Annotated in this window: 14 protein-coding genes; 6 read left to right on the top strand and 8 right to left on the bottom strand. The window is 71.9% G+C overall.

Features of this window, described 5'->3' with window-relative positions; translation table 11 throughout:
• The first annotated feature begins 6 nt into the window (after positions 1-6).
• The 3 genes from ACWEOZ_RS00790 to ACWEOZ_RS00800 all read left to right on the top strand — a co-directional run bounded on the left by ACWEOZ_RS00790 (position 7) and on the right by ACWEOZ_RS00800 (position 6245).
• Positions 7-1665, top strand: coding sequence for an FAD-dependent oxidoreductase (locus tag ACWEOZ_RS00790; protein ID WP_451908680.1), 1659 nt, complete (start codon positions 7-9; stop codon positions 1663-1665).
• Positions 1666-3141: an ATP-binding protein gene (locus tag ACWEOZ_RS00795; RefSeq protein WP_451908681.1), complete on the top strand. Its 1476-nt coding sequence runs from the start codon at positions 1666-1668 to the stop codon at positions 3139-3141.
• A 149-nt stretch (positions 3142-3290) separates the two neighbouring features.
• Entirely contained in the window at positions 3291-6245 is a 2955-nt protein-coding gene (locus tag ACWEOZ_RS00800) for an MXAN_6230/SCO0854 family RING domain-containing protein (RefSeq protein WP_451908682.1), read from the top strand.
• A 54-nt stretch (positions 6246-6299) separates the two neighbouring features.
• On the opposite strand, the gene ACWEOZ_RS00805 is transcribed toward ACWEOZ_RS00800, so the two are convergent.
• The 6 genes from ACWEOZ_RS00805 to ACWEOZ_RS00830 all read right to left on the bottom strand — a co-directional run bounded on the left by ACWEOZ_RS00805 (position 6300) and on the right by ACWEOZ_RS00830 (position 15343).
• Positions 6300-6806: a mycothiol transferase gene (locus ACWEOZ_RS00805; RefSeq protein ID WP_451908683.1), complete on the bottom strand. Its 507-nt coding sequence runs from the start codon at positions 6804-6806 to the stop codon at positions 6300-6302.
• Between the two features lie 17 nt (positions 6807-6823).
• Positions 6824-7579, bottom strand: coding sequence for a hypothetical protein (locus tag ACWEOZ_RS00810; protein WP_451908684.1), 756 nt, complete (start codon positions 7577-7579; stop codon positions 6824-6826).
• 38 nt (positions 7580-7617) lie between these two features.
• Positions 7618-8943 (bottom strand): MFS transporter, encoded by a 1326-nt coding sequence (locus tag ACWEOZ_RS00815; RefSeq protein WP_451908685.1) that lies wholly within the window; start codon positions 8941-8943, stop codon positions 7618-7620.
• A 123-nt stretch (positions 8944-9066) separates the two neighbouring features.
• A complete protein-coding gene (locus ACWEOZ_RS00820) occupies positions 9067-10842 on the bottom strand; it encodes a prolyl oligopeptidase family serine peptidase (RefSeq protein WP_451908686.1) in 1776 nt (591 codons plus the stop codon).
• Between the two features lie 20 nt (positions 10843-10862).
• On the bottom strand, positions 10863-12635 hold the full coding sequence (locus ACWEOZ_RS00825; protein ID WP_451908687.1) for an N-acetylglutaminylglutamine amidotransferase: 1773 nt from the start codon (positions 12633-12635) through the stop codon (positions 10863-10865).
• 113 nt (positions 12636-12748) lie between these two features.
• Positions 12749-15343, bottom strand: coding sequence for a glutamate--cysteine ligase (locus tag ACWEOZ_RS00830; protein WP_451908688.1), 2595 nt, complete (start codon positions 15341-15343; stop codon positions 12749-12751).
• A gap of 343 nt (positions 15344-15686) precedes the next feature.
• Between ACWEOZ_RS00830 and ppdK the strand changes: the two genes are divergently transcribed.
• The 3 genes from ppdK to ACWEOZ_RS00845 all read left to right on the top strand — a co-directional run bounded on the left by ppdK (position 15687) and on the right by ACWEOZ_RS00845 (position 19484).
• Positions 15687-18374 (top strand): pyruvate, phosphate dikinase, encoded by a 2688-nt coding sequence (gene ppdK, locus ACWEOZ_RS00835; protein WP_451908923.1) that lies wholly within the window; start codon positions 15687-15689, stop codon positions 18372-18374.
• A gap of 28 nt (positions 18375-18402) precedes the next feature.
• A complete protein-coding gene (locus ACWEOZ_RS00840) occupies positions 18403-19104 on the top strand; it encodes an SDR family NAD(P)-dependent oxidoreductase (RefSeq protein WP_451908689.1) in 702 nt (233 codons plus the stop codon).
• Positions 19105-19262: 158 nt separating this feature from the next.
• Positions 19263-19484: a hypothetical protein gene (locus tag ACWEOZ_RS00845; protein ID WP_451908924.1), complete on the top strand. Its 222-nt coding sequence runs from the start codon at positions 19263-19265 to the stop codon at positions 19482-19484.
• An 11-nt stretch (positions 19485-19495) separates the two neighbouring features.
• Here the strand turns inward: ACWEOZ_RS00845 and ACWEOZ_RS00850 are convergent, their stop codons facing one another.
• A complete protein-coding gene (locus tag ACWEOZ_RS00850) occupies positions 19496-20926 on the bottom strand; it encodes a serine hydrolase domain-containing protein (protein ID WP_451908690.1) in 1431 nt (476 codons plus the stop codon).
• Between the two features lie 71 nt (positions 20927-20997).
• Positions 20998-24825, bottom strand: a complete 3828-nt coding sequence (locus tag ACWEOZ_RS00855; RefSeq protein WP_451908691.1) for a discoidin domain-containing protein — start codon at positions 24823-24825, stop codon at positions 20998-21000.
• Between the last annotated feature and the right edge of the window lie 23 nt (positions 24826-24848).

The following is a 24848-nucleotide window of genomic DNA, read 5'->3' on the forward strand; positions in this document are numbered from 1 at the left end:
TGACGCATGGGCCACCCCGCCATCCTGACCGTCGACGACGATGCCTCGGTGTCCCGGGCGATCGCCCGGGACCTGCGCCGCCGCTACGGCGAGGCGTACCGGATCATCCGCGCCGCGTCCGCCGCCGAGGCCCTCGAGGCCCTCAAGGAGATCAAGCTGCGCGGCGGCCGGGTGGCCGTCATCCTGGCCGACTACCGGATGCCGCAGATGAACGGCATCGAGTTCCTCGAGCAGGCGATGGACCTGTTCCCGAACGCCCGGCGCGCCCTGCTGACCGCGTACGCGGACACCGACGCCGCGATCCAGGCGATCAACGTGGTCGACGTCGACCACTATCTGCTCAAGCCCTGGGACCCGCCGGAGGAGAAGCTCTACCCGGTCCTCGACGCGCTGCTGGACGCCTGGCAGGCCACGGGGGATCGCGAGGTCGAGGACATCCGGGTCGTCGGGCACCGGTGGAGTGAGCCGTCTTACCAGGTCCGGGACTTCCTGGCGCGCAACCTGGTGCCGTACAAGTGGCTCGCCGCCGACGACCCGGAGGGCCGCCGCCTGCTGGAGGCCGCCGGGGTCGGGCCCGAGTCGATCCCGCTGGTGGTGACCGCGGACGGCCGGGCGATGGCGCAGCCGAGCAACTCGGAGGTCGCCGAGGCGGTCGGGCTGTCGACGGCACCCGAGCGTGACTTCTACGACCTGATCATCGTGGGCGGTGGGCCGGCCGGGCTCGGCGCGGCCGTCTACGGCGCCTCGGAAGGCCTCAAGACGCTGCTGGTGGAGCGGCAGGCGGTCGGCGGGCAGGCGGGACAGAGCTCCCGCATCGAGAACTACCTCGGCTTCCCCGACGGCATCTCCGGCGCCCAGCTGACCGACCGGGCCCGTCGGCAGGCCGGCAAGTTCGAGGCCGAGGTGCTCAACACCCGCGAGGTGGTCGGGCTGCGCACCGACGGCTCGGCCCGCACGCTGCACTTCGCCGACGGCGGCGAGATCTCCGCGCACTCGATCGTGCTGGCCACCGGCGTCGCCTACCGGCCGCTGGTCGCCGAGGGCGTCGCCGAGCTGACCGGCTCCGGCGTCTACTACGGCTCCGCGGCGACCGAGGGGCCGTCCTGCGCGGGCAGCGACGTCTACATCATCGGCGGGGCGAATTCCGCCGGTCAGGCGGCGCTCTTCTTCGCCCGGTACGCCCGCAGCGTCACCCTGCTCGTGCGCGGTGACTCCCTCGAGGCGTCGATGTCGTACTACCTGATCCAGCAGCTCAACAAGATCGACAACGTGCATGTCCGGACCCGGTGCGAGGTGGTCGGCGCCCAGGGCAACGGGCACCTGCAGGCGATCACCATCTGTGACAGCAAGAACAACACGGTGACCAGCGTCGAGTGCGGCTACCTGTTCGTCTTCATCGGCGCCGAGCCGCGCACGGACTGGCTCGGCGACGCCGTCGCCCGCGACGAGAAGGGCTTCGTCTACACGGGCCCGGATCTGCTGGCAAATGGCACCCGTCCGGCGGGATGGGATCGGGACCGGGATCCGTTCTACCTGGAGTGCAGTGTTCCCGGCATCTTCGCCGCCGGCGACGTCCGGGCCAACTCGGTGAAACGGGTGGCCTCGGCGGTCGGCGAGGGCGCGATGGCCGTCACGCTGGTCCATCGTTACCTGGAGGCACAGTAGATGTCCGACATCGACGCGGTCGAGGAGATCGAACTCGAGCCCTGTGAACCCGGCAAGCTGACCCCTGCCGAGCTCAGGACCCTGTTCCTGTTCGAGAAGCTGACCGACGAGCAGCTCACCTGGATCGCCGATCACGGCTGCACCCAGCACGTCGCGGCCGGAGACCTGGTGATCGAGGAAGGCGCGCCCGCCGATCACTTCTTCCTCCTGCTCAGCGGCACGATCGCACTGACCCGCCGGGTCGGGCAGGACGACGTGCAGACCATCCGTACGGAGCAGCGCGGCGTGTACATGGGGGCCACCCAGGCGTACATCCGTGACGAAGGTCTCGAACGCAAGTACATGGCCTCGATGCGGGCGCTCGACGACTCCGACTTCTTCGTGCTCACCGCCGAGGACTTCGGCTGGATGATGCGCGAGTGGTTCCCGATGGCGATCCACCTGCTCGAGGGGCTCACTCTGGGTATGCGCAGCACCCAGGCGGCGATCTCCGAACGGCAGCGGCTGGTCGCCCTCGGCGCGCTCTCGGCGGGTCTGATGCACGAGCTGAACAACCCCGCCGCGGCGGCGTCCCGGGCCACCGGCGCGCTGCGTCAGCGGGTCGCCGGCATGCGGCACAAGCTCGGCATGCTCGCCGCCGGCAAGGTCGCCCCGGAACGGCTGGACGCGCTGGTGGAGCTGCAGGAGGACGTCATCGAGCGCGCCGCCAAGGCGCCCGCGCTGACCGCCATGCAGGCCGCCGACCGTGAGGACGAGCTCGGCGACTGGATGGAGGAGCACCACGTCACGGGCGGCTGGGACCTGGCGCCGGTCTTCGCCCAGGGCGGCCTGGACATCGACTGCCTCGAGGAGATAAAGGCCAAGGTCGTCGAGCCGGGCCTGCTCGACCAGGCGATCCACTGGATCGGGTACGCGCTGGAGACCGAGCAGCTGATGAGCGACATCGAGGACGCGACCGGCCGGGTCTCGTCCCTGGTCGCCTCGGCCAAGCAGTACTCCCAGCTGGACCGGGCCGCGCACCAGTGGATCGACGTGCACACCGGGCTGGACAGCACCCTGGTCATGCTCGGCCACAAGATCGGCGATGGCGTCAAGGTGGTCAAGGACTACGACCGCAGCCTGCCCCAGGTGCCCGCGCACCCGGCCGAGCTCAACCAGGTGTGGACCAACATCATCGACAACGCGGTGCAGGCCATGCACGGCGCCGGCACGCTGACGATCCGCACGTACCGCGAGGACGACCACGTCATCGTGTCGATCGGTGACACCGGGCCGGGCGTGCCCGAGGAGCTGCGCAAGCGGGTCTTCGAACCGTTCTTCACCACGAAGGCGGTCGGCGAGGGCACCGGGCTGGGCCTGGACATCTCGTACCGGATCGTGGTCAACGGCCACGGCGGGGACATCGTGCTGCAGTCGCAGCCCGGTGACACCAAGTTCCTGGTCAGCCTGCCGCTGGCCGAGCAGGCGTCCCGTTAATGAGGTGAGCCGCGAGCTCCGGCTCCCTATGATCAGGCACAGCGGTGGGCGGCTCCCCGCGGTGCTTCCTTCTCCACGACTCTTAATCGCAACCTAGCGTCGCGACTCTCCGCCCACCGCTTCCGCATGTCCCGGGGGAGGGTCGCGCCATGGATGCACTCGCAGTCGTACTGCTGCGCCGTACCGCCAAGGTCGCGGTCTCCGCGGCCGGGCCCGCCACGACCGATGGCGCGGCCTGGGCCCGAGCCCTGGAGGCCGACCTCGCCGAACGGGGCTGGCTGCTGCACCACGAGCTGCGGTCCGCGGCCGCGCGCCTGCCGCATCCGCTGCGGGTGCAGTGGGCGGACTGGCTGCTGGCCACGGTGGAGGAGATGGTCGGCGCCGACCGCACCATGATCCCGCAGTACCGCTCGTTCCCCGACACCCCGCGCGACACCGACGCGGTCTTCGTCCGCCGGCTGCTGACCCACCTGCTGGCCGTGCCCGGGGCGCCCTGCGTGCTCTGCGGCCGCGACGAGGGCGGCGAGCCGCTGGAGCCGTGCGGGCACCCGGTGTGCCGGGCCTGCTTCTCGCCCGAGCAGTTCAGCGCGTGCCCGATCTGCGGGCGCCGGCCCGCGGCCGGAACGCCCTACCTGCCGATGGTCGCGCCGAGTGGGCGCCCGCCGGCCGGACCCCCGATCCAGGTACGGCTGCTGCGCCTCGAACCGGACCCGGTCGGCGCGGCGACCGCGCTGCGCGACGAACTCGTGGCCCGGACCGCGGCGCTGGGCGAGGCGGACCGGGACGACCTGGCGGTGCTGGTCAAGGCCACCGCCGGGGCCCGGCTCGACTGGCTGCCCGAAACGGTGCCCGCGCGGGAGACGCTGGCCCTGGTCCTGGCCTGGGCGCTGCACGCGAGCGCGCTCACCGAGGCGTACCCGGCTGTGCTGGCCCAGGTGCGGCGGCGCTGGGAGACGGCCACCGATGCGGGGCGGACGCTGTGGGCGTACTCCGGGGGAGACCCGGGGCTGATCCTGCCCGTGCGGGCCGACGCGCCGTCCGCGCCGGGGGAGGCCTGGCGGCCGGTGGACGAGCCGGCCACGCCGGTGCCGGTCACCCGGGTGCGGGCCCTGCCACGGGCGCTGCGGCGGGTGGTGCTGGCCCACCTGGACGCGTGCGGGGCGGGAGCGGCGGCGGAGGATCTGCGGCGGCATGCTGCGGTGTGGAAGCGGCTCGGGGAGCGGTTGCACCCGTACGAGCGGGTGGCGGCCCACCCGGGCGCGGCGGTGGCGTTCGCGGCGCTGCGGGAGACCCGGACGGCGCGGGACTCCGCGCTCGGCGCGGCCATCGTGGCCGCTTGCGCTGCGGATCCGCGCCGCCTGATCCTGACCGGGCATGACGACGGTACGGTCACAGTCCGGGTCCGTTCCCACGCGGCCCTGGTGGAGCAGGCGTTCGCCGAGGGTGATGCCGGCCGGGCGGCGCGGCTGCTCAGCGAACGTCCGGGTGACCTGTGGCGGCGGGTGGATCAGCTGCTGCGGGCGTGCGGGCCAGATGGGCACGGGGCGCTGACGGATGTGCTGCGGGACAGCGCGGGGCGGGTCTCGCCGGGCGTGCTGGCCGCAGCGGCCGCGGAGCTGAACGGGCGGGACGAAACGGTGGCGGCGACGCCAGAGCAGCTGGCCGCGGTGGCGGCGGCTCGGGCTGCGGGTGTGGTGCGTGCTCGCGGTGCGGCCTACTCGACCGCCACTACGGCCGTCCCGGCTGCCGCCTCCGCCGAGGCAATGGGCAACAACTTGGGTCGGGCGCTCCGGGCTGCTCTCGGAGCTGTCACGGGCCGATCCGCCGCGGACGGCGGACGACGCCCGGACGCGGGTGCCGCACGCCGGCCCGGCGACGTCGCGCCGGAAGCCGAGGGCACGCCTGGGGACGGTGCCGCCGGGGTCGTCGGTGGACGGCCCGGGCCCGGGATGCCGCGGCGTGTCTTCTTCCCGCGCGGCAGCACTGTCACCACGTGGACGGAGCCCGAGCGCCGCGAGCCGCTGCCCGCCGCAGCGATCGCCGCCGTGCGTACCGTCGTGGACGATGAGCTGGCCCGCCGGGCCGCCCGGCTCGATCGGTTCGACGTGGCCGTGATCGACGCCGCCCTCGCCGGCGTGCCCGCGCCGATGCGGGAGCGGGCCGCCTCCGCCCAGTTCGCCGGCTGGCCGCGCGGCAGCGTCCGGCCGCTTCCCGACGGTGCGGTGCTGCGGCTGTTCCTGCACTGGCAGGACACCGATGACGCCGCCCGGGTCGATCTCGACCTCTCCTGCGCGTTCTTCGACGCGGACTGGCAGCAGGTCGGGCTGTGCGACTACACCGAGTTGCGGTTCGCGGTCGACGCGGCCGTGCACTCCGGTGACCTCACCTCGGCGCCCGCGCCGCTGGGGGCGACCGAGTTCCTGGACCTGGAGCTGACCCGGCTCGCGCAGGAAGGAGTGCGCTACGCGGTGCCGGTGGTGCTCAGCTACAACGCCGTGCCGTTCGAGCTGCTCACCGAGGCCTTCGCCGGGTTGATGCGGCCGCTCGCCGGTGGGGCGCAGTTCGATGCCGCGCGGGTCGAGCAGCGTTTCGACCTGCGGGGTGACGCCCGGGTGCTGATGCCGATGGTGCTCGACCTGACGGACCGGCGGCTGCTCTGGACCGACCTGACCCTGCCGGGGCACGGCTACGGCCACAGCGTCGGCCGGCACGGCGGACAGCTGGCGCGGGCCGCCGCGGATCAGTGGGAGCACTTCGCCGGCGGCAACCGGGCGACCCTGCTCGATCTGATGGCGTGGCAGGCGGCCGGCCGGGCGGACCGGGTGATCGTCGTCCACGCGGACGGGACCTGCACCGAGGTCGCGCCCACCGTCGCGGCGGTTCGTGCTGCCGCCGCCGTGGGCACCGGGGCGCCGGCTGAAGCGGATGCGGTCGAGGGTCGTACCGTGCTGGCCGCGACCACCGACGGTGCGGCGCTGGATCGGCTCGTCCCGGTCCGGGTCGCCGCGGGCTCGGTGGCCCTCACGGTCACCGGCCGGCCGGGAGAGCCCTGGACGCAGCTGCACGCGCCCGATGTGATGGGCCAGCTCGCCGCTCCCGGATAGACGACAGCCGTCGGCGCCCCCGCAAATTGTGGGGGCGCCGACGGCCGGCGTTCGTCAGTGCTGGAGCAGCCCGCGCACGTAGGCCGCCTGGCCCACGTGCTGGGTGTCGTCGTTCAGGATGCTCACCAGGCGCACGCCCAGCGTCACCGGCGGATCCCAGGAATCGTCCACCACCCGGTCCAGGTCGCCGTCCGTGAGGCCGGCGAGGTAGGACTGCGTGCGTTCGTGCACCGCCTGGTAGTACTCCACCAGCACCGCTGCGCTCTCCGGCCGGACGGCCAGGACCTGGGCTGCCGCGTGGGCATAGCCGTTGTCGTCCGGGTCCGGCTTCAGGCCGAAGCGCGGGGCCCGGTCGCCCGTCACCCAGATCTGGTCCTGACCGGTCAGTTCGGCCAGGTAGCCGTCCTGGATCCGGGTGAGGTGCCAGACCAGCCAGGCGACCGTGTTGGCCCCCTCGGCCGGGGGCGTCCGCAACTGCTCGGGGCTCAGCCCGTCGACGGCCGACCGTACGAGCTCGGGAAGCCGGTCGAAGGCCTCGATGAGCAGATCTTTGCTGTGCACTGACGCCCTCCGTGGTGCTACTCGGTCGCGCCCTGGTCCGGGGCGACGTCCTGGTTCGGCTGCTGCTGTTGCTGCTGGTCCTGCTGGCCGGTGCCGTCCGGGGTGGCCGGCTCCGTGCCGGTGTCCGCCGGCCCGGTCGTCGGGGCCGTGGTCGGCTCCGTCGTGGTGTCCGTCGGGGTCGCGGTCGGCTCCGTCGTCGCCGTGGGCTCCGGGTCGTCGGTCGCATCCGTCGCCGGCTGCTCACTCGGCGCGACCGACGGGGCCGGTGCGGGCCGGTCGTTGGACGAGTTGTTGCCGACGGCGTTGCCCAGGCTGGTGCCGGTGGTGTCGGTGACGCCGACCTTGGTGGACAGGGGCTCCCCGAAGGCCTTCTCGGACATCCAGATCGCACCCATGGCGAGCACGAACACCGCGCCGGCGAGCATCGCCACCCGTCCCCAGCGGACCTGCCGCTTGCGGGCCGGCTCCGGGACCGTGTGCGAGGGCAGGTCCTCCTCGGTCGCCGCGGCGACCTCCGGCGTGCCCACCGCCGCCGGCGCCTTGATGAAGGTGGGCGCGATGGTGCTGAGCCGTGCGGCGCCCCGTTTCAAGGACCTCTGGTAGATCTCCGATCCGACCGAGCCGACGACACTGGCGACCGCGGCACCGGCGAGTGTGCCGGCTACTCCCAGGAAGGAGCCGATGACGGCTGCGGTGACTGCCGCGAGTGTGCCCGCGATGATTTTGGTGATCTCGATGCCGGACCAGATGCGGTCCGGTGCGTGCTCGCTCATGTCCTCCTCGCATCGAACTGCTGTAAGCGGGCAAAACGTCAATGTTTACCGATGCGCTCGCCGCTAAACCAACCCTTCTCGGCGAGCACCTCCCGCAGCGGCCGGACGATCAGCCCTTGCTCCTCGGCGAGGCGCCGTCTGGCCAGCTTGCGGGTGCGCAGGATGCCGATCAGGCCGATCGCGCCGATCGCATACTGCACCGACATCGCGACCTTGAAATCCGCGATGCCGTACGTCGCCTGTCCGCCGGTGCGGGCGTCCAGGATCAGGCCGACGAGCAGGATCGACACCAGCGAGGCGACGAAACCGCCCACGTTGACGATGCCGGTGGCGGTGCCGAGCCTGTTCGGCGGGTTGAACGTGCGGGCGAACTCGAAGCCGATCATCGAGCCGGGCCCGCCGAGCCCGAGCGCGAGCACCAGCACCACCAGCACGGCCAGCGGCGCCCGCCCCGGCCAGGCGATGATCAGGCCCCAGCCCAGTGCGTTGGCCGCGATCACCCCGAGCACCAGCCACGAGCGGCGCAGCGGATGGCGCTGCACCAGCACCCCGACCAGCGGGCCCGCAGCCATGCCGGTCAGCACGAACAGGGTCAGCAGCGCGCTCGCCGTGCCGCGCGACAGTCCCTCCCCGGCCACCAGGAACGGATAGCCCCAGATCAGCGCGAAGACCGTGCCGGGGAACTGGGTGGTGAAGTGGGTCCACAACCCGAGCCGGGTGCCCGGATGCCGCCACGCGCTCGACAGGTCGCTGCCGAGCTGGCGGAGCGTGAGCGCCTCACCCGAACTGACCCGGCGCTGCGGACTGTCGTGCAACGCGACCCCCGCGACGACCGCCACGAAGATCCCGGCGGCGGCCGCCGAGACGAACGCGGTGGTCCATCCCGGACCGGCCAGCAGGGCCGCCAGCGGTACGGCGCTGAGCACCTGCCCGAGCTGCCCGACGAGGCCGGTCAGCTGGGTCACCACGGGCACCCGCCGGCCGGGGAACCATTGCGGCACCAGGCGCAGCACGCTGATGAAGGTCATCGCGTCGCCGGCCCCGACCAGCACCCGGGCGATGACCGCCCCGGTGATCCCGTCGGAGAACGCCATCAGCGCCTGGCCGGCCGCCATGATGACGGCGCCACCGACCACCAGCCGCAGCGAGCCGAACCGGTCGAGCAGCACGCCCACCGGCACCTGCAGGCCGGCGTAGACCAGCAGCTGCAGGACGGCGAACGAGGCCAGCGCGCCGGCGCCGATGTCGAAACGGGCCTGCGCGTCCAGCCCGGCGACACCGAGGGACGTGCGGTGCAGAACCGCGACCACGTAGGCCGACAGCCCCACGGCCCATACCGCCCAGGCCCGGGCACTGCCCAGCATGACAACAACTCCATCCGATCGCGTGCCCCCACCCTTTCTCCGAAGGCGGGGGCACGACAACGATCCGGGTCACAAATGGGACGTGGGACCCGTCACGCCACTCGACCGGGTGGTTCCGCGGCGTCAGCCGAGCAGCGCCGGCGTGAGATGGGCGGTGAGCCAGCCGACCGTCTCCCGCAGATACTCCGCGCGGGAGCTGCGGTGCTGCAGCTCGTGACCCTCGCCGGGGAACAGCAGATACTTGTGCGGGACGCCGCGCTCGGCCAGCGCCGCCGCCACCTGCTCGGCCTCGATCACCGGCACGTTGCTGTCGTTCTCGCCGTGCACGATCATCAGCGGCGTCCGGAGCTGGTCGATGTGCGTGATCGGGGACAGGTCGCGCAGCAGCTCCGCGTCGGCCACCGGGTCGCCGTACTTCGACACCGCCGCCGCGGCGATCCACGGCTCGGTGTGTTCGTAGAAGGTCGCGAAGTTCGACATGCCGCACACGTCGATGCCCACGGCGAACATCGACGGGTACGTGGTCAGCGCGGCCAGCGTCAGGTAGCCGCCGTACGAGCGGCCCATGCAGCCGACCCGCGCCCGATCCGTCACGCCCTGCTCGACCAGGTAGCCCACGCAGGCGGCGACGTCGCCGATCGCGGCGTAGCGCAGGGCGCCGTTGTCCGCGTTGACGAAGCTGCGGCCGAAGCCGGAGGAGCCGCGCACGTTGGGCGCGAAGACCGCGATGCCCCGGTCCACCAGCGACTGGAACAGCGGGCCGTGACCCGGGCGTTCCTGTGCCTCCGGACCGCCGTGCAGCCACAGCACGGTCGGGTGCGGGCCCGCCCCGGCCGGCCGGAACAGCCAGCCGCTGATCTCCAGGCCGTCGTGCGAGGCGAAGCGGTGCAGCACCGGCCGGACCGCGTCCGGCGCCGGCTCCTCGACCGAGACCGGGTGCAGGTCACCGTCGTACGTCCACACGCCGTGCGGCTGTCCCGGGCCCTCGGCGGTGAACGCCAGGGTGCTCCCGTCGAAGCACCAGGAGACTCCGGAGGCCACGGTCCCGGGCAGCTCGACCTTCGTCGTGTCGCCACCGCGCAGCACGGTCAGCTCGGACTCGCCGCCGCGGACGTTCCAGAGCACCGCGACCGCCCGGCCGTCCGCGGTCAGCGCGAACGACTCGACCTCGGCGGTCTCCGATGACGCCAGGATCTCCACCTTGCCGTCGGCCACCCGGATCAGCACCGGGAGCTCGCCGGCGTCGCTGCGGGCGTACACCGCGCCGTCGGGGCCGAAGCAGGCCTGCTCGCCGCTGGTCACGTACTCCTCGACACCGGTGGCCAGATCGCGCACGACGATGTAGCGGCCGCTGCGCGGGCCGTGGCGCAGCAGCGCCCGGCTGCGGTCGGGCGAGACGTCGAACAGCGTCACGAGCTCGCCGGTCGTGATGACCTCGCGGGTGCCGTGCTCGGCGTCCACCAGCAGGGTGGTCTCCAGGTTCTCGGTGACCGCGAGCAGCGGGCGCCCGGGCAGCCAGCGCACGTTGTCGGCGCTGTCGGACCCGAAGCCGGCCACCTGGTGCAGCGCCGAGCCGTCCGGGCGGATCAGCCACACCTCGGTGCGGGGCGCGCCACCCGGAGCGATCAGGCAGGCGAGCCACCCGCCGCCGGTCGACCACTGCACCGAGACGACGGGGTGCTCACCGGTGTCCACGAGGAAGGTCAGGTCGCTGCCGACCGGCTGCACCCACACCTTGGGCGAGCCGCTGCGGTCGGAGACGTACGCCGCGTGCCGGCCGTCGGGCGACAGCGCCCCCGACCAGCTGCCGGAGACCTCCGACGGGAGGTCCCCGGACTGCCGATTCATCCACCCCACGGGCAGCACGGTGACGTCGACGCGGTTCAGCTGACCGGTCATACGGGTCCTCCCTCGATCTGCTAGATCCCCTTGTCCTGCAACCACATCTCGAGCAGCGCCAACTGCCACAGCTGGTTCGCCCCGAGCGTCGTACGAGCAGTGTTCGGGTCGGCCAGTAGCGCGTCAACGTACTCCTGCCGGAACAGTCCGCGCGCCCGGGCCGCCGGTGCGTGCAGCGCGTCGCGGACCAGCTCCAGCATCGGCCCTTCCAGGTGCCGGATCCCGGGAACCGGGAAGTAGCCCTTGGTGCGGTCGATCACCTCGTCCGGCACCACGCCGCGGGCCGCGTCCTTGAGCACGCCCTTGCCGCCCTGGGCCAGTTTCAGCTCGGGCGGGCAGGCGGCGGCCAGCTCCACGAGCTCGTGGTCGAGGAACGGCACGCGCGCCTCCAGCCCCCACGCCATGGTCATGTTGTCGACCCGCTTGACCGGATCGTCGACGAGCATGACCTGGGAATCCAGCCGCAACGCCGCGTCGACACTCGCGGTGGCACCCGGCCGGGCGAAGCTCGCCGCGACGAACTCGCGGCTGACGTCGCTGTCCAGCAGCCACTCCGGGGAGAGCTGGCGGGCCAGCTCGGCGTACGGCCGGTCGAAGAACTCCCGGGCGTACGCGTCCACGGCCTGCTCGCGGGGCACGTCCCGAAGCGGCGGGTACCAGCTGTAGCCGGCCAGGATCTCGTCCGCGCCCTGCCCCGACTGCACGACCTTGACGTGCTGCGAGACGTCCTCGCTGAGCAGGTTGAAGGCGATGCAGTCGTGGCTGACCATGGGCTCGCTCATCGCCGCGACCGTGCGCGCCACCGCGGGCAGGAAGCGGTCCTTGCCGATCCGGATCTGGTGGTGGGTGGTGTCGAACTGCTTGGCGATGATGTCGGAGTAGGCGAACTCGTCGCCGCTCTCGCCGGCCGCCGACTCGAAGCCGATGCTGAACGTGGTCAGCCCGCGCTGGCCCTGCTCGGCCAGCAGCGCCACGATGTAGCTGGAGTCGAGCCCGCCGGAGAGCAGCACGCCGACCGGCACGTCGGCGACCATCCGGCGCTCGACGGCGGTCCGCAGCGACTCGTGGATCGCCTCGGCCCACTCGGCCCGCGACTTGATCAGCGTGCGGGTGTGGTCGGCCTCCCAGTAGACGCGCTCGACCGACGTGCCGTCCGCCTCGATGATCCGGACCGTGGCCGGGGGCAGCTTGCGGATGCCGCTGACCATCGTGCGCGGCGCCGGCACGACCGAGTGGAAGGTCATGTAGTGCTGCAGGGCCACCTTGTCGATCGAGGTGTCGACGTCGCCGGCGGCCAGCAGGGCCGGCAGGGTGGACGCGAAGCGCAGCCGGCCCGGGGTCTCGGCCAGGTACATCGGCTTGATGCCGAGACGGTCCCGGGCCAGCATGACCCGGCCGGTGGCGTGCTCGGCGATGGCGAAGGCGAACATGCCGAGGAAGTGCTGCACGCAGTCGGCGCCCCAGCGGTGGTACGCCTTGAGGATCACCTCGGTGTCGGAGGTGGAGGCGAAGGTGTAGCCGTAACCTCGCAGCTCGTCGCGCAGCTGCTGGTAGTTGTAGATGCAGCCGTTGAAGACCAGGGTCAGGCCGAGCTGGGCGTCGGTCATCGGCTGGGAGCCGGCCTCGGAGAGGTCGATGATCTTGAGCCGGCGGTGCCCGAACGCGATCGGGCCGCGCTGCCAGATTCCTTCGCCGTCGGGCCCGCGGGACTGCAGGCACGGCATCATCCGCCGGACGGCGTCGCCGTCCGCTGCCTGGGCGTCGTACCGCAGTTCGCCGCCGATTCCACACATGGCCTGAACCTCCTTGGGGGCAGTAGGAGGCGCACCCAAGACTGACCAGGGTGTGCTTCTCCCGTTTCGGTTGTGTATCGCAGCCGTAACGCTCTTTACCCGAGCAACCGGCCTTACCCGAACAGCCAGGTGTCCTTCGAGCCGCCGCCGCGCGACGAGTTGACGATCATGCTGCCGGCCGGGGCGACCCGGGTCAGCGCGGCCGGTGCGACCACCGACTGGCTGCCGGTGAAGACGAACGCGCGCAGGTCGACGTGGCGCGGGGCGAGCTGGTGGCCGTCGAAGACCGGGTGGGTGGAGAGGTCGACGACCTCCTGGGCCACCCAGCGGTGCGGCGCGGTGCGGATCTGCCGGCGGACCGCGGCGATGTCCTCGGGCGAGGCGTGCGGGCCGATCACGATCCGGTCGCCGCCGTAGCCGTCGACCGGCTTGCAGACCAGCTCCTCCAGCCGGCCGAGCACCTGCTCACGCTGCTCGGGGATGCCGCACAGGTACGTCGGCACGTCGGCCAGCAGCGGCTTCTCGCCCAGGTAGTACTCGATCAGCTTGGGCACGTACGCGTAGACGGCCTTGTCGTCGCCGATGCCGTTGCCCAGCGCGTTGGCCAGCACGACGGTGTCCGCGTGCAGGGCGGTGACCAGGCTCGGGCCCAGCGGCATGCCGTCCGCGCCGGGCGAGTGCACCAGGCTGTCCTCGCCCATCCGCAGGTAGATCACGTCGACCGGATACTTGCGGCCGTTGCGGATCCGGTGCACCCGGCCCTCGTCGACCAGCAGCTCGGTGCTGCGGACCAGCGGTACGCCCATCTCCTCGGCCAGCATCCGGTGCTCGAACCAGGCCGAGTCGTCCGGGCCCTGGCTGAGCACGACCACCGCGGGGTTGTCGCCCGCCGCCGGGCCGGCCGCGTCGAGCAGCGCCCGCAGCAGCAACCGCGGGGTCTCCTCGATGCTGAGCAGGTCGTCGGGGCGGGGCAGCTCGGGCAGCACGCTCTCGGTGAGCCGGCGGTTCTGCATCGCGTACCCGATGCCGGAGGGCACCCGCAGGTTGTCCTCCAGCACGCACCAGTTGCCCTCGCCGTCGCGGACCAGGTCCACGCCGGCCACCTGGGCGCGGACGCCCGGCCGGCTGACCAGGGCGCCGCTGGGGCGCAGCTCCGGGGAGCCGTCGATGACCCACTCCGGCACGACGCCGTCCTTGACCACCACGCGGTCGGTGTAGACGTCGTTGACGAACGCGTCCAGTGCGCGGACCCGCTGGACCAGGCCGATCCGCAGCTCCCGCCAGTCGGCTGCCGGAACCAGGCGCGGCACCAGGTCGAACGGGAAGAGCCGGGTCGCCGCCTCGCCGGCCACGCTGAAGGTGATGCCGCGGGCGCGCTGCTCGTCGTCCTTGGCGTCCTCGCGGCGGCGCAGCCCGGCCGGGCCGAGCGCGCTGAGCACGTTGACGATGCCCTGGTAGTCCGGCATGACGTCGCCGTCCGGGAACGCCTCGTCGCCGGCCGCCGCGTACGGGGTCAGCCCGGCCGGGACGGTCTGCCCGTCCGGACCGATGCCGGTCGCGCCGCCCCGGGTGTCGGCGATGACCAGGTCGACCACGTCGGAGATGCGGCCGCGGCGGGTCATCGCGCGGCGCTGGCGGGCCGCGGAGCTGCCCCGGCTGAGGGCCTGCACGGACAGGTCGAAGACCTGCTCCCAGTCGCCGAGCTCCTCCAGCTGGGGCCGCAGCTCGGCGATCAGCCGCTCGACGGCGACCGCCGCGGGCACCGGCACGGGGGAGCGGGGCAGGTCGAGCAGGTCACCTTCCAGGCCGGACCGGGCGGCCCGCCACATCGCGGCGCGGTGCAGCGGTGGCCGGATCGCCTCGATCGGCCGGCCCGCGCGGTAGTCCTGCCGGGCCCGCAGCACGAGCCCGCGGAACAGGCCGGCCAGCAGCACCACGGTGTCGGCGTCCGGGCTGGAGTCGGTGACGCGCAGCTCCACGGTCGGCAGGTGGGCCGAGGGCCGGACGTCGAAGTAGACCATCTTCGGGTCGGTGATCGTGCCCGAGGCGATCAGGTCGGCCACCAGGGCGTCGTGGTCGGCGGCGGAGGTCACCACGCCGCTGTCGCCGGCGGTCGGCCAGCGCAGCCAGACCAGCGAGCGGACGCTGGCGTAGCCGCTGTCCTCACCCATCCAGTACGGGGAGCTGGCGGACAGCCCCAGCAGCACCGGGAGGGCCGGGGCGACCCGCTGGGCGATCGACACCGCCTCGTCGCGGTCGGGGATGCCGACGTGCACCTGGGCGCCGCAGATGAGCTGTTCCCGGGCCAGCATCTGGTATTCGTCGAGCATCCGGCGGTACCGCGAGGTCGGGGTGACCGGCAGGGAGTCGAGGTCGACCAGCGGGACCGTGCCCGCGGCGACCAGCCCGAGGCCGAGCGACTCGGCGACACCGATGGCCCGGCGGCGCAGCGACACGATCCCGTCGCGCAGCTCGTCGAGCGTGGCCGCCACCGGGGTGTTCGTCTCGACCACCGACCGGTGCAGCTCGGCCGAGAAGTGCGCCTCGTCGAGCTGGTCGAGCACCTCCGGGGCCCGGGGCACGAGCTCCCTGGTCTTGAGGTCGACGACGTGCAACTCCTCCTCGACGCCGAGGGTGAGCTCGGTGCCGGTGCTGCTGTCCGCCTCCTTCGCGCCGTCGTCCTCCGAGACCTTGAGTGACTCCGTCATGCCTGCGACCGCCTATGTCCTCGTCCGTTGCCCGGAGCCTTGCCAGCTCATGTACCGAACCTGTGACGTGCCCATTTCCGGCGCCGACCAAGCATGACGATCCTGACACCCCGATGCTCGCCCGCCCGTACCCCGATGCGCGCAAGCCGGTCCGGCGTGCGCGATCCTGCTCGCGGCTGCGCGAAAAACCGGTTCACTGAGCCCGAGCGCGCTTGTGCTTGTGCAATTACTCACCGGCGCTATGGTGCCCGGTGGCGCGCCCCCTACTCTCCGGACACCATTAACGAACGTTCGAGCGCAGGCGTTCGATGACGCATCACCTGAAGGGGAGGCAGTCGTGACAATGGCCGGCGAGAAGTACGTCTACGATTTCGCGGAAGGTCATCGGGGGCTCAAGGAGCTGCTCGGCGGCAAGGGTGCCAACCTGGCCGAGATGACCCGACTGGGCCTGCCGGTGCCGGCCGGATTCACGATCACCACCCGGGCCTGCCAGGCCTACCTGGCGACCGGCAGCAACCCCGCCGGGCTGGCCGGGGAGATCGACGAGCATCTTGCCGCGCTGGAGTCCACGATGGGCCGGCGGCTCGGTGACCCGGCCGATCCGTTGCTGGTCTCGGTGCGATCCGGGGCGGCCTTCTCGATGCCCGGCATGATGGAGACGGTGCTCAACGTCGGGCTCAACGACGCCAGTGTGGTGGGGCTGGCGGCGCAGGCCGGCGGCAACGACCGGTTCGCCTGGGACTCGTACCGCCGGCTGATCCAGATGTTCGGCAAAACGGTCTGCGACGTACCCGGTGAGGAATTCTCCGCGGCTCTGGACGAGGCCAAGAACGCGCGCGGCGCCACCGATGATCTGCATCTGGACGCCGATGATCTGCGGGCCCTGGTGGATCGCTACAAATACATTTTCGCCAAGCACACCGGCTACGACTTCCCGCAGGATCCGCGCGAGCAGATGGAATTGGCGACGGCCGCCGTGTTCCGTTCCTGGAATGCCGAGCGGGCGGTTCTCTACCGCCGCCAGGAACGCATTCCGGCCGATCTCGGCACGGCCGTGAACGTGGTCGCGATGGTCTTCGGCAACCTGGGCGCGGACTCCGGCACCGGCGTGGCGTTCACCCGCGACCCGGCCAGCGGCGCCCAAGGCATCTACGGCGACTACCTCGCCAACGCGCAGGGTGAGGACGTCGTGGCCGGCATCCGCAACACGGTCCCGCTGCAGGAGCTGGCCACCCTCGACCCCCGCTCGTACGAGGAGCTGCTTCAGATCATGGCCAAGCTGGAGGGCCACTACCGGGACCTGTGCGACATCGAGTTCACCATCGAGCGCGGCAAGCTGTGGATGCTGCAGACCCGGGTCGGCAAGCGCACCGCCGGCGCCGCCTTCCGGATCGCCGCCCAGCTGGTCAACGAGGGCATGATCGGCCTCGACGAGGCACTGCGCCGGGTCTCCGGGGCGCAGCTCGCCCAGCTGATGTTCCCGCGCTTCGACCTGGACAGCGACCCGGTCGCGCTGGTCAAGGGCATCGGCGCGTCCCCCGGTGCGGCGGTCGGCCGGGCCGTCTTCAGCGCGGCGCGCGCCGTCGAGCTGGCCGCGGCCGGTGAGCAGGTCATCCTGGTGCGCCGGGAGACCAACCCGGAGGACCTGTCCGGCATGATCGCCGCTCAGGGCATCCTCACCGCCCGGGGCGGCAAGACCAGCCACGCGGCCGTGGTGGCCCGCGGCATGGGCCGCACCTGCGTCTGCGGCGCGGACTCGCTGGAGATCACGGCGGACCGCTTCACCGTGGCCGGCCGCACGGTCGCCGAGGGGGACGTGATCTCGGTGGACGGCACCACGGGCTGTGTCTACCTGGGCGCGGTGCCGGTGCGCCCGTCCGAGGTCGTGCAGTACTTCGAGGGCACGCTGACCCCGCAGGAGACCGAGGATCCGCTGGTCGAGGCCGTACACCAGATCGTCTCGCACGCCGACGCGGCCCGGACGCTGGCCGTGCGCACCAACGCCGACACGGCCGACGACGCGGCCCGGGCCCGGCGCTTCGGCGCCGAGGGCATCGGCCTGTGCCGGACCGAGCACATGTTCCTCGGCGACCGGCGCGAGCTGGTCGAGCGCCTGATCCTGGCGGCGAACCCCAGCGAGCGGGCGGACGCGCTGGCCGCGTTGCTGCCGTTGCAGCGGGCGGACTTCGTGGACCTGTTCCGGGCCATGGACGGCCTGCCGGTGACCGTACGGCTGATCGACCCGCCGCTGCACGAGTTCCTGCCCTCGCTGGAGGAGCTCGCGGTCAACGTGGCCGTGGCCCGGGAACGCGGGGAGGACCACGCCGAGGACGCCGAGCTGCTCGACGCCGTCCGCCGGATGCACGAGCAGAACCCGATGCTTGGCCTTCGCGGCGTACGCCTGGGCCTGGTCATTCCCGGATTGTTCGCGATGCAGGTCCGGGCGATCACCGAGGCCGCCGTGCAGCTGGCCGGCGAGGGCCTGGACCCGCACCCGGAGATCATGGTGCCGCTGGTCGGCGCCGTGCAGGAGCTGGAGACGGTCCGCCGCGAGTGCGAGCAGATCGTGGCCGAGGTCGTCGCCGGCAGCGGCGTACGGGTGCTGATCGGCACGATGATCGAGGTGCCGCGGGCCGCGCTGACCGCCGGGCAGATCGCCGAGGCGGCCGACTTCTTCTCCTTCGGCACCAACGACCTCACCCAGATGGGCTGGGGTTTCTCCCGCGACGACGTCGAGGGCGCGTTCTTCTGGCGCTACCTGGAGCTGGGCATCTTCGGCATCTCGCCGTTCGAGTCGATCGACCGCGACGGCGTCGGCCGGCTGATCCGGATCGCGGCCGAGGAGGGCCGGGCCGTGCGTCCCGACCTGAAGCTGGGCGTCTGCGGCGAGCACGGCGGTGACCCGGAGTCGGTGCACTTCTTCCACGAGGTCGGCCTGGACTACGTCTCGTGCTCACCGTTCCGGGTGCCGGTCGCGCGACTGGAGGCCGGCCGAGCGGCGATCACCGCGGGGGATTCGGACAGCCGCTGACGCGGCCGGGCGCGTAGGCTCCCGGGCCGTGCGACACGCGATCATCATCGGCAACACCGACGGCATCGGGCTGGCGCTGACCCGGCGGCTGCTCAGCGACGGCTGGGCGGTCACCGGCCTGTCCCGGCGGTCCGCCACGATCGAGCACGACCGGTACGCGCACCTGGCGGCCGATGTCACCGCCGCCGGCTACCGGCAGGAGCTGACCCGGGCGGTGGCCGCCGCGGGCCGCGTCGACCTGTGCGTCTACGCCGCCGGGGTCGGTGACCTGCTCGACCTCGACGACCTCGCGGCGCAGACCCGGGCCATCGAGGTGAACCTGCTCGGCGTCGCCCGTACGGTCGAGGTGATCGTGCCGCACCTGCTGGCGGCCGGTGGCGGGCACCTGATCGGCCTGTCCAGCCTGGCCGACGCGCTCATCACCCCGCAGGCGCCCGGCTATGCGGCATCGAAGGCGGGCATGTCGGCGTACCTGCTCGCGCTGGGTGCCACCTTGCGCCCGCGTGGGGTGGCGGTCAGCACCGTGCGGTTCGGCTTCGTCGACACCAAGATGGCCAAGGGGCCGGTGAAGCCGATGATGATCACGGTGGACCGGGCGGTCGAGGTGCTGATGCGCTGCGTGCGGACCCGGGCGGCGGTCGTCTCGTACCCGCGGCGGATGGCCCTGCTGGTGCGGGCGGCGGCGCCGATCGCCCGGGCCGGCGCCCGCCGGGCAGGACCCCGGCGCTGACGTTCGCCCCGGCGCGGCGTCCGGAGCCCCGTTTCTGCACTTTGAGTGCCAACTTTGTGCGACATCCGTCCGGGGCCTTGAGCTGCGGGCCGGGACGGCACAGAGTTGGTCGGGGCGTCACCCGCCCGGAGGTGACTGACGTGGCGGCTCTCGAGCGGATGGTCGGTGCCGGCGACGTGGTGGTCGTCGGCCGGGCGGCGAGCGTGCAGTTCGCCGGGCGGCTCGGCTTCACGTTCCGGGTGGTGGCGGTGGACGCCCGGCCGACGTACGCGGGCTGGGCCTGGCTGGACGGCTACCAGCTCGACAACCGGGGTCGCGCGGTGGCCCGGCGCCGCATCTTCGTCCGCCTGGCCGGCCTCGGCCGCCTCCGGGCCGGCTGAGTTCGGCGTCCCTACGCGACGTCGGGCCGGGTCATCAGCGGCGACCGCAGGTGCGACCTCAGGTCCGAGGTGGTCAGCGGCACGGTGCTCCACGTGGCGATGGCTACGCCGGCGCCGGCGTCGAGCACCAGCCGGACCCGGTGCGGGCTGGTGATGACGAAGAGCTCGGCGATGAACGTGTCGCCCTGCCAGGCGCCGGCGGCGACGACCGGACGGCCGAGCGGTGAGCTCTCCCGCCAGTCACCGTGACCGGCGGCGAGCTTCAGCGAGGGGCCGAGCTGCAGATGCCATCCCCCGTCGACCGGCTCGGCGACCACCGTGGTGCCGTCGGGCAGGGCCGAACCCTCGGCCGAGGCGTCGATGGCGGCCGTGGCGGATCGGGACCGGCCGGCCGGGCCGGCCGGCGGCGGGAACGACAGCCGGCCCAGCCGCTCGGCGAGGACCTCGTCGTCCCGGGCGCTTCCCGGGTTGTCCAGGCCCGGTAGCAGCAGCTCCCACAATGCGCCGGGCATCTCCTGGTTCGGGTCGCCGCCGCCGGTCACGGCGACCACAAGATCGTGGGCCGGGACGACCACGCACAGCTGCCCGTAGGCGCCTTCACCGCGATAACCGTGCCGTGACATCCAGAACTGGTAGCCGTACCCGGCCAGTCCGTCGGGATTGGGCAGCAGCTCCGGGTCCGGCTGGGTCGCGACGTGCTTACTGGTCGCGAGGTCGACCCAGGTGCGCGGGATCAGTTGCCGGTCGCCCCAGGCGCCTCCCTGCAGGAGCACCTGGCCGAACGCGGCGACGGCCTCGGTCGTGAGATGCAGCCCGTGGAAGCCGAAGACGGCGCCGCTGGACAACCGGTCCCACTCGGCGTGGTCGATGCCCATCGGGTGGAAGAGACGCTCGTCGAGCAGTTCCGGCAGACCCCGGCCGGTGACCCGCTCCACGATCCGGGCCAGGACGCCGGTGGTCGCGTTGTCGTAGGCGTGCCGGTTCCCCTCCGGCTCCGGGAACGGTACGCGCAGGAAGCCCTTGACCAGGTCGGCCGGCTCCAGCTCCCAGGCCTCGGCGAGGCTGTCCCTGGTGTGCCCGGTGGTCATGGACAGCAGGTGGTGCACGGTGAGCCGGCGGCCCTGCTCGCCGAGGCCGGCCGGCACGTGGTCGGGCAGCACGTCCACCACCCGGTCGTCGAGCGAGAGCAGCCCGTCGGCGATCGCGAGCCCCACGGCGACCGAGGTGAACGACTTGGTCAGCGAGTAGAGCAGGTGCGGGCGGGCGGCCGCGTACGGCGCCCACCAGCCCTCGGCGACGACGTGCCCGTGGCGCACCACCATGATCGAGTGCACCTCGACGGACCGCGCCTCGAGCCGGTCCAGCAGCGCCCCGATCGCGCGGGACGACACCCCCGACGCGGCCGGCGTCGAACGGGGCAACAGCGGGCGGTGAGAGGGCACCGAGGGACCCTAGCAAGGCGTACGCGTGAGGCCCGCACCATTATCGGTGCGGGCCTCTCTCGCCGCGGTGGCTAGTTGCGGATGATGGTGAACGTGCTGGTCGGGTTCTCGATGTCCTTGAAATTGTTGCTCAGGCGCAGGTTGGTGAAGGTGGCCGAGCCGACCGCCGGCCCCTGACCGCTCTCCGGCATCGGGTTGGCCCAGATGCCGTAGCCGGACTTGGCGTCGTACGCGTCACCGCTCCTCTGCGCCCCGGTGATCGAGACGTTGGTGAAGACGGTGTCCTTGATCGGGTTCTGCGGGCAGGTCGGGCACGTGTAGTTGGTCTGGAACATGATGCCCGAGTAGGTGGGGTCGACGATGTCGACGTTGCTCACCCGGATGCCCTGGAAGACCTTCGACGCGGAGAAGACCCAGATCGCCGGGAACACCTGGGCGCCCCAGAAGTGGCCGCCCGCCCGCACGATCGAGATGTTGTCGAACACGGTCGGCGGGTCGGCGCCGAAGCCGTTCATCGGGTAGCCGAAGTCCAGCGAGCTGATCGTGATGCCCGAGTAGACCAGGGTGTCCGCGATGTAGATGTTCTTGAACGTGTTGGCGTAGCCGCCGTAGACCGCGATGCCCGCGGCGCGCCAGGTGAGCGTGGTGGACAGGTTGGAGTAGACGTTGTTGATCTCGTCGGAGCCGCCCGCGTCGATCGCCGAGAACAGCGCGAAGCTGTCGTCGCCGGTGGCCCGCGCGTCGTTGTTGTCGACCAGGTTGTCGGTGCTGCCGTTGGTCATGTTGACGCCGTCGGCGAACAGGTTGCGGATCCGCGAGTTCTTGATCGTCATACGGTCGGTGTTGGCGCCCCAGTAGAGGCAGACCGTGTGCTCGGCCCAGATGTTGTCGATGGTGATGTTCGAGACGTTGGCCAGGTCGAAGACCTTGCCCGGGCCGTCCTGGCGGATCGTGTAGTTGCCGAAGAACGCGAAGTTCTTGAACGTCGAGCCGTTGGCCGAGGCCTCGGCGCGGAACCCGGCGTCGGTTTCCGACTGGTTCTCCGGCGTGTGGAACCGCGTGTACCAGGGGCCCGCCCCGACGACCTGGATCGCCTTGCCGTACACCTGGAACTTGTTGGAGGTCTGGTAGTCACCGGCGGGCAGGTAGACGCCGGTCTTGCCGCTGTCCATCCGGGCCGCGTCGAACGCCGCCTGCACCGACTGCTGGTCGAAGCCGGCCGGCACCACGTACGTCGCCGGGTTGGGGTTGGCGACCGGCGCGACCTGCTCGGTGTTGATGAAGTCGATCGCGATGTTCCCGCCGTTGCCGGAGTCCTTCTGCAGCTTGATGACGCTGCCCGCGGCCACCGTGCCGGCCAGCATGATGTTCGCCTCGTCGTAGATGTGGCGCGGGCCGGTGCCCGAGTTCTGCGGCGCCGTCTCGTTGCCGTAGAGCCACGCGTACTTCGAGGTGAGCGGGAGCGTCTTGTTCAGCGTGCCGTTGACGTAGACGTTGATCGAGCTGGTGGTGTTGTCCGGGATGGAGAAGCGGGCCACCAGGGTGTTGGTGCTGGCCCGGGTCGTCCACTGCACGTAGCTGCCGGTCGAGTTGAGCGTGACGGCCCGGCGGCCGGACGCCTCACCGGCCAAGTCACCGACGGTACGGTTCGGGCCCACCACAGCGGCACCGCCACCGGTCTGGCCGTCCTCGGCCTCGTACATGTCGTACGGCATGTTCGCGCCGCGACCGACGAAGAACGGCTTCTCGCTGGTGTTGTTGGCCCGCTTGACCGGCAGTTCGTTGCCGTCGTCGGCGAGCACGGTCCGCACGGTGTACTTGCCGTTGACAGCGGTCCAGGTGCCCAGGTTGATCGCCGGCGAGGACGCGCCGGCGGCCAGGGTGCCCGAGTACGAGCCGGTCAGCGTCTTGATGGTGGCGCCCGAGTCGGAGAGCACGGTGACGGTGACCCCGTGCGCGCCGGCGGCCGAGGCCTGGGTGCCCTCGTTCTTGATGGTCACGGAGAAGGTGACGGTCTGGCCCGCCGACGGGTTGCCGGGCGACCAGCTCACCACGGAGGCGACCAGGTCGGAGCTGCTGACCGGGGCCACCACCAGGTTGGTGGGGCTGGTGTAGGAGTTGTTCGCGTCGTTCTGCTCGACGACCGTGTTGGCCTCGTCGACCTTCGCGCTGACGACGTAGGTGCCGGCGTTGCGCGCGCCGATGGCCGCCGTGACCGTGGCCGAGGCTCCGGCCGCGAGGGCGCCCACGTTCGCGGTGCCGACCTTGGCCGTACCCAGGTAGAAGTTGACGTTGCTGGCCGGGCTGGCCGCGCTGCCCGCGTTGCGCACGGTGGCCGACAGGGTCACCGTGTCGGTCTCGACCGGCGACGCCGGCGAGGCCGACAGGCCCGTCACCGTGAGGTCCGGGTTCGGCGCCGGGTTGCCGATCACCTGGAACTCCGCGACCTGGCCGCTCGGCGCGCCGGTGTTGGCGGTGAAACTGAGCCGGATGTCCGCGGCGGTCGCGCTCACCGGCACGGTCACCGTGTTGCCGGTGCCCGGGTTGAAGGTGTACGTCGCTGAGCCGACCAGCGTGGTGAACCCGGTGGCGCTCTGCTCGCGTCCCTGGATCGAGAAGGTCTGCTGCCGGGTGCCCCACGCGGTGTCGGGGTTGAGCTTGACCACCACGGACTGGGTGGTGGCGTTGGCGCCCAGCTTGACCGTCAGGTTGGCCGGGTACGCGCTGCCCTCCCAGTAGGTGGCGGTGTCGTTGTCGTTGGCGTTGGCGGCCACGAAGGTGAAGATGGACGAGGACGCTTCGATCGGCTTGCCCACCGCCAGGTTGGTCCCGTTGGTCACCGTGCCGGTACGGGTCACCGTGTTGCTCGCCGCCGACTCGTTGCCGGCCGCGTCGCGCGCCTTGACGTAGTACGACACCGTCGCGCTGTCGGGCTGGCTGTCGGTGTAGGTGAGCCCGGTGACGGTCGTCTTCAGCGTGCCGTTGGCGTAGACGTTGTAGCCGGTCACGCCGACGTTGTCACTGGAAGCGCCCCAGCCGAGCCGGATCTGCCCGGCGGCCGGCTGGGTGTAGGACAGCGTGCCCGGCGTCGACGGCGCGGTGTTGTCCCCGCCCTGTCCGGCGCGGGTCACCGTGTTGCTGTTGCCGGACGCGTTGCCGGCGGCGTCCCGGGCCCGCACGTAGTACGCGACCGTGGCGCTGTCGGGCTGGCTGTCCAGATAGGTCAGCACGTTGCCGGCCACGGTGGTGCGCAGCGTGCCGTTGGCGTAGACCTCATAGCCGGTCACGCCCACGTTGTCGGTGGACGCGTTCCAGGTGAGCCGGATCTGCCCGCTCGCCGGCTGGGTGAGGGCCAGTCCGCCGGGTGCGGAGGGCGCCTGGGTGTCACCGGCGGTGGGGCCGTACACCTCGAGTTCGCTGATCTGGCCGGCCGGCCAGCCGGAGTTGCCGGTGATGCTCAGCCGCAGGTAGCGGGCGGTCGCCGCGCCGAAGTCGATGGTCACGGTGTTGCCCGAGGCCGGGTTGAAGGTGTAGCCGGCGCTCGCCTTGAGATCGGCGAAGCCGGAGCCGGTGGTGCTGCCCTGCACGGTGAGGGTCTGCGTGCGGGTCTGCCAGGCGGCGGCCGGCGGGAGCTTGAGGACGGCCTGATTGACGCTGACGGACGCGCCCAGGTCCACCTGCAGCCACTGCGGGAAGGCGTTGTTCTGGCTCTCCCAGTACGTGTTCGCGTTGCCGTCGCCCGCGTTGCCGGCGCCGTACACGTCGGCGACGCTGCTGGCGGTGAACGTCTTGCCGGCGGCCAGGTTCGGGCCCGCCGCGGCGGCGGAGGAGGCGGGGAGGACGAGCTGGATCAGGGTGGTGGCTATGGCGGCGGCTAGCAGCTTTCTGACTCTGGACATGGTGGGAGCGCGCCCTTCTTGGG

Source organism: Actinoplanes sp. NPDC004185 (assembly GCF_053603475.1).

Bases quoted from the DNA above. Each gene is read 5' to 3' on its own strand.
- ACWEOZ_RS00790 (WP_451908680.1), top strand. From the start codon at position 7: ATGGGCCACCCCGCCATCCTGACCGTCGACGACGATGCCTCGGTGTCC.
- ACWEOZ_RS00795 (WP_451908681.1), top strand. From the start codon at position 1,666: ATGTCCGACATCGACGCGGTCGAGGAGATCGAACTCGAGCCCTGTGAA.
- ACWEOZ_RS00800 (WP_451908682.1), top strand. From the start codon at position 3,291: ATGGATGCACTCGCAGTCGTACTGCTGCGCCGTACCGCCAAGGTCGCG.
- ACWEOZ_RS00810 (WP_451908684.1), bottom strand. From the start codon at position 7,579: ATGAGCGAGCACGCACCGGACCGCATCTGGTCCGGCATCGAGATCACC.
- ACWEOZ_RS00815 (WP_451908685.1), bottom strand. From the start codon at position 8,943: ATGCTGGGCAGTGCCCGGGCCTGGGCGGTATGGGCCGTGGGGCTGTCG.
- ACWEOZ_RS00820 (WP_451908686.1), bottom strand. From the start codon at position 10,842: ATGACCGGTCAGCTGAACCGCGTCGACGTCACCGTGCTGCCCGTGGGG.
- ACWEOZ_RS00825 (WP_451908687.1), bottom strand. From the start codon at position 12,635: ATGTGTGGAATCGGCGGCGAACTGCGGTACGACGCCCAGGCAGCGGAC.
- ACWEOZ_RS00830 (WP_451908688.1), bottom strand. From the start codon at position 15,343: ATGACGGAGTCACTCAAGGTCTCGGAGGACGACGGCGCGAAGGAGGCG.
- ppdK (WP_451908923.1), top strand. From the start codon at position 15,687: ATGGCCGGCGAGAAGTACGTCTACGATTTCGCGGAAGGTCATCGGGGG.
- ACWEOZ_RS00845 (WP_451908924.1), top strand. From the start codon at position 19,263: ATGGTCGGTGCCGGCGACGTGGTGGTCGTCGGCCGGGCGGCGAGCGTG.
- ACWEOZ_RS00855 (WP_451908691.1), bottom strand. From the start codon at position 24,825: ATGTCCAGAGTCAGAAAGCTGCTAGCCGCCGCCATAGCCACCACCCTG.